4 protein-coding genes and 1 tRNA gene are annotated in these 3,672 nt (G+C 51.6%); 1 reads left to right on the forward strand and 4 read right to left on the reverse strand.

Translation table 11 applies throughout. The features are described from left to right. Nucleotides 1–149 precede the first annotated feature (149 nt). Nucleotides 150–223 (forward strand) — tRNA-Met (locus Q0294_RS10830). Nucleotides 224–534: 311 nt separating this feature from the next. Here the strand turns inward: Q0294_RS10830 and Q0294_RS10835 are convergent. The 4 genes from Q0294_RS10835 to Q0294_RS10850 all read right to left on the reverse strand — a co-directional run. Further along, nucleotides 535–804, reverse strand: coding sequence for a hypothetical protein (locus Q0294_RS10835; RefSeq protein ID WP_299464699.1), 270 nt, complete (start codon nucleotides 802–804; stop codon nucleotides 535–537). A 676-nt stretch (nucleotides 805–1,480) separates the two neighbouring features. Further along, nucleotides 1,481–2,296, reverse strand: coding sequence for a DUF1559 domain-containing protein (locus Q0294_RS10840; protein WP_366917963.1), 816 nt, complete (start codon nucleotides 2,294–2,296; stop codon nucleotides 1,481–1,483). Then, complete coding sequence (locus tag Q0294_RS10845; RefSeq protein WP_299464702.1) at nucleotides 2,245–2,385, reverse strand: prepilin-type N-terminal cleavage/methylation domain-containing protein; 141 nt, start codon at nucleotides 2,383–2,385, stop codon at nucleotides 2,245–2,247. The genes Q0294_RS10840 and Q0294_RS10845 overlap by 52 nt, the downstream gene beginning before the upstream one ends. Nucleotides 2,386–2,830: 445 nt before the next feature. Continuing rightward, the coding region (locus tag Q0294_RS10850; protein WP_299464705.1) for a hypothetical protein at nucleotides 2,831–3,672 on the reverse strand (842 nt) is incomplete at its 5' end.

Here is a 3,672-nt window from a genome sequence, read left to right on the forward strand (position 1 = left end):
GCGGCTTCTGTCCGAGTCGGATCGTACGAATTCTCCCATTGGTGGCGACCAGATCCCGACTCGCCCGACTAATTCTGAAGAATTCAGCATTCGGTAGCTGGATATCTCCGACTCTGCCGACAATAATCCCCGCCTACCCACCACATTGTCGCGGGGTGGAGCAGCCCGGTAGCTCGCGAGGCTCATAACCTCGAGGTCGCAGGTTCGAATCCTGTCCCCGCCACTTTTAATGCACTTGAACCCCGAGAAACACTGGTTTTCTCGGGGTTTTTGCATTTCTCCCTATCCACTTGCGAACGATTGCGAAGCATTTCTGACGTAGACAGCGATGGATTTTGCGTTGGATTTGGATCGACAAACAAAACATCCTCAAAATGAGCTTCCGTCGTCTGCAAATCGTGTTTCAAAGCGATCCAAGGGGAATTTCCTGACCAACCGGTTACAGTCTGAATAGGGAAGCGTTCCACCAACTCACTCTCACATGCTGCACGCAGATTCTGGAAAGGTCGCGGCCAAGGGATCAAACCGGCCCGCTTACGATTCAACGAGTGAATAAAGCCCTCTGCCATCGTGCTTCAGTTTTCCCTGCTTCGCCAGTTCCTGCCAAATGGCCTGGGGATACTGGTTCGGCGGTTCAATGGCAACGACGCTTGACCGCTGACCAGAGGACGTGGCACCGTAGCCCATTCGGGATTCATCATCCAGACAAGTCAGTTTGAGGCGTTTGCGAAACGCCTTCATGGCCAATTTCAGTTCCTTACTTGAGGGCGGTTCGGGCGTGGGTGTGGTTTCGGAGTCGACCAAAATAGTTTCCTTTGCAAATCCTGATGGAACGATTAACGACTGTGATGACAGACCATTTCACTGGCCGTCCCACTGTCACATTTCAATCCCTGCTGCACATCGAATGAATTGCGCGGCCGGAATCAGCTGTCGGGTGCGAGGACCTGAAACGATCACTCGAAAGCGGTTTCTGGGTGACTGGTCCCGGGACCGACTTCGAGCCTTTTATCATCGGCCCAGTAGAGTGCATCGAATGTGTAGCCCTATCCAGTATGGCAACAACCGATGATACACCAATGAGCAAGATTTTCCACCCACTGCTCGCACTAATTGCTTCAGCCACGGGCAAGAAACTTAGCATCTCGGCCGCATCGAGCTGAAGTCCGTGGCAGCGGGAATCGAATGTAACATGATTAAATAATGCTACTTACAGGTCGACATAATAAATGGACCTGACGACGGTTGAAACTGCCCTGATCCATCACAGTACAGCATTCACCTGAGGCATTTTTGTAATTTTTCTACCACGAAAGGCATGAAAAGACACGAAATTCTGCTGAACTCGTTTTCCTTTTGAGGATAAAAAAAGAACCGCAGGATGATTCCCGCGGTTCTTTTCTGTTTTGATTGTGCTACCGGAGTTGAGAACGGAACCAGTCTGGATTCGATCACGATTTCCATCAACCCGGGGACACGCTTAAAATTCGCCGATGACCTTTCCATCGTTGATCAAAGCGAGCAACTCGTATGTTTCCGAGTTCATATTTTCACTGAGAAACTGCACGCGACCATCACCCAGTAGAAAGTGGCAACCTCCGACGTGCGTACTGCTGGCAGCGCCGTCTGTAGCCACGGCGTTATTGATCAGAAATGTTCCTGCAGCTGATGCTCTCAAACCATTGTCGGAACGGGTTCCTCTGGCACCAATCCAGATCCCGCCATTAGCAGCCCCGTTTGTGGTACGTTCGCCGACAAGAAGTGTGTTACTGACACCATCGGTAAGATCACGAATCCGGGTGCTGGAATTTCCGTAAAAAACACCCAGGAAGTTTGTCGTTGCTCCGCCCGTAATCGGGCCGCTTCCATCCCAGTCAGTGCCGACCACGGCGAGATAGTTTGATTTGCCGTAGGAAGCGCGGTCCGTATTGATGCCGGACATCGGATCGGAAGGACAGTTATAAGCGGGAATCACGGTTTTCGCCAAAGTCGTCGTGCCGACAGTCGCCACCGTATCGTCCAGCCAATGGATGCCTGCACCGTTTCCGGTGGCGCCAAACATCCGTGTCGAAATCAGGTTGTACAGGGGAGCCTGATCCATGAATGGTAAAATATAAGTTCCCCAGGCAATGCCCAGGCCGTTGGTAGCACCCAGATTGGGAGCACCACTTGATAACCCTTGATATGCGAAAGGGAATACCCGATGCGTGTCATGATAGTTATGCAGTGCCAGCCCAATCTGCTTCAGATTGTTTTTACAGGTACTGCGACGTGCTGCACAGCGGGAAGCAGTAATGCGATCAGAATCGCAATAATGGCAATCACGACCAGTAATTCAATTAATGTAAATCCTCGATGGCGATTTACGAGCGACTTTTTGGTCACAGTGTTCTCACTTTCATAAAAATATAATTTGATTAATGACATTTTTGACCAGTAACATTGCTGGCCTTTTGGCTTCTTTTGAATTTCTGTTACAAACGATTGGGTTTTCACAGGCGAAAGATTGTGCCCGCAAGAAGGGATGAACACCAAAGGAAATGTATAAGAAGAGACTCCACCATTAAGTAAACGTCCCCAACTTGAGCGATTTACCGGTAAAAAACCAGGAAATCGAAAACTCCTGGAGAATCGCTCTGCTTAGAAGCATGTCAGGAGGTCTTGTCCAGTAAAAACGAACCCAGCGCCCCGTATTCTGTCCCCGCCAATAAAAAAACCCGGAGTCGCGCATTTCGCAATTCCGGGGTTTCTGATGCGCTGGCTGATAAACCGCGCACATTTTCGTCACGAGTACACTCGCATCCGTAAGGTGTTGATATTGTCTCTGTAGTTATTTCCAGGTGTTCGCTTTAACCGGCTTGCCGTTGGTGGTCAGGATTTGAAAATGATGAAAGCCGGACTTCATGCCCGAGTAACGCCAGACGACTTTCTTCTCCGGGGTGACTTCGAACAGCTTCACCTGATCCCCTTTGGTGCGATAGCTGGCGATCACGGTGTTGCCGTTTTCCAGGCGGATGGCGGTGAAAGGCCAGTCCCGTTTTTCGCGGCCCCGTTCGTCGGTCTTGATCACTTGAACCACCTCGCCGGTGGCCGGGTTATATTCCTTGACGGCGAAGTCGAGCAGATGCGGGGCGAGATAATTGCCATTGGGCAGCAGCCGCAGCATGCGGGTTTGCATATGCGTGTTTTCTTTCTGGCATTGCAGCGGAGTCGTCTTCACAATCTCGCCGTCGCGATTGACGATGATCGCCCGCGGTTCCGGCCCCAGCTCGGCGATGAGAAACGTTCCGTCGGGGAGAGGTTGCACCGTGCTCGTTTCCTTCTGGCGGCCTTTGTACTGAAACAGGATCTGTTTTGTTTTCCGATCGACTTCAACCACGCCGCCGTTGGGAAAATCCTTCGTCCCGTACAAAGCCAGCAGCACATTGCCGTTCGGCAGCACCCACCCGTCACTGGCCGGCATGTCGAATTTCCATTCCACCTCGCCGTCCTCGCCGATGATCACTGCCTGATTGGCTTTGCCCACACCGAGAAACGAATGTTTTACCGAAGTCTCATCGCCGGCGTACACAGAGGATGCGACAGCGAAACAGAAACCGAAGAGCAACAGCGCCAACAGTGGGACGCCTGAGACAGCCAAACGATTTTGAGGAACGGAGCGCGCGGCGAATA

Source organism: uncultured Gimesia sp. (genome assembly GCF_937919775.1).
Taxonomy (GTDB): Bacteria; Planctomycetota; Planctomycetia; order Planctomycetales; family Planctomycetaceae; genus Gimesia.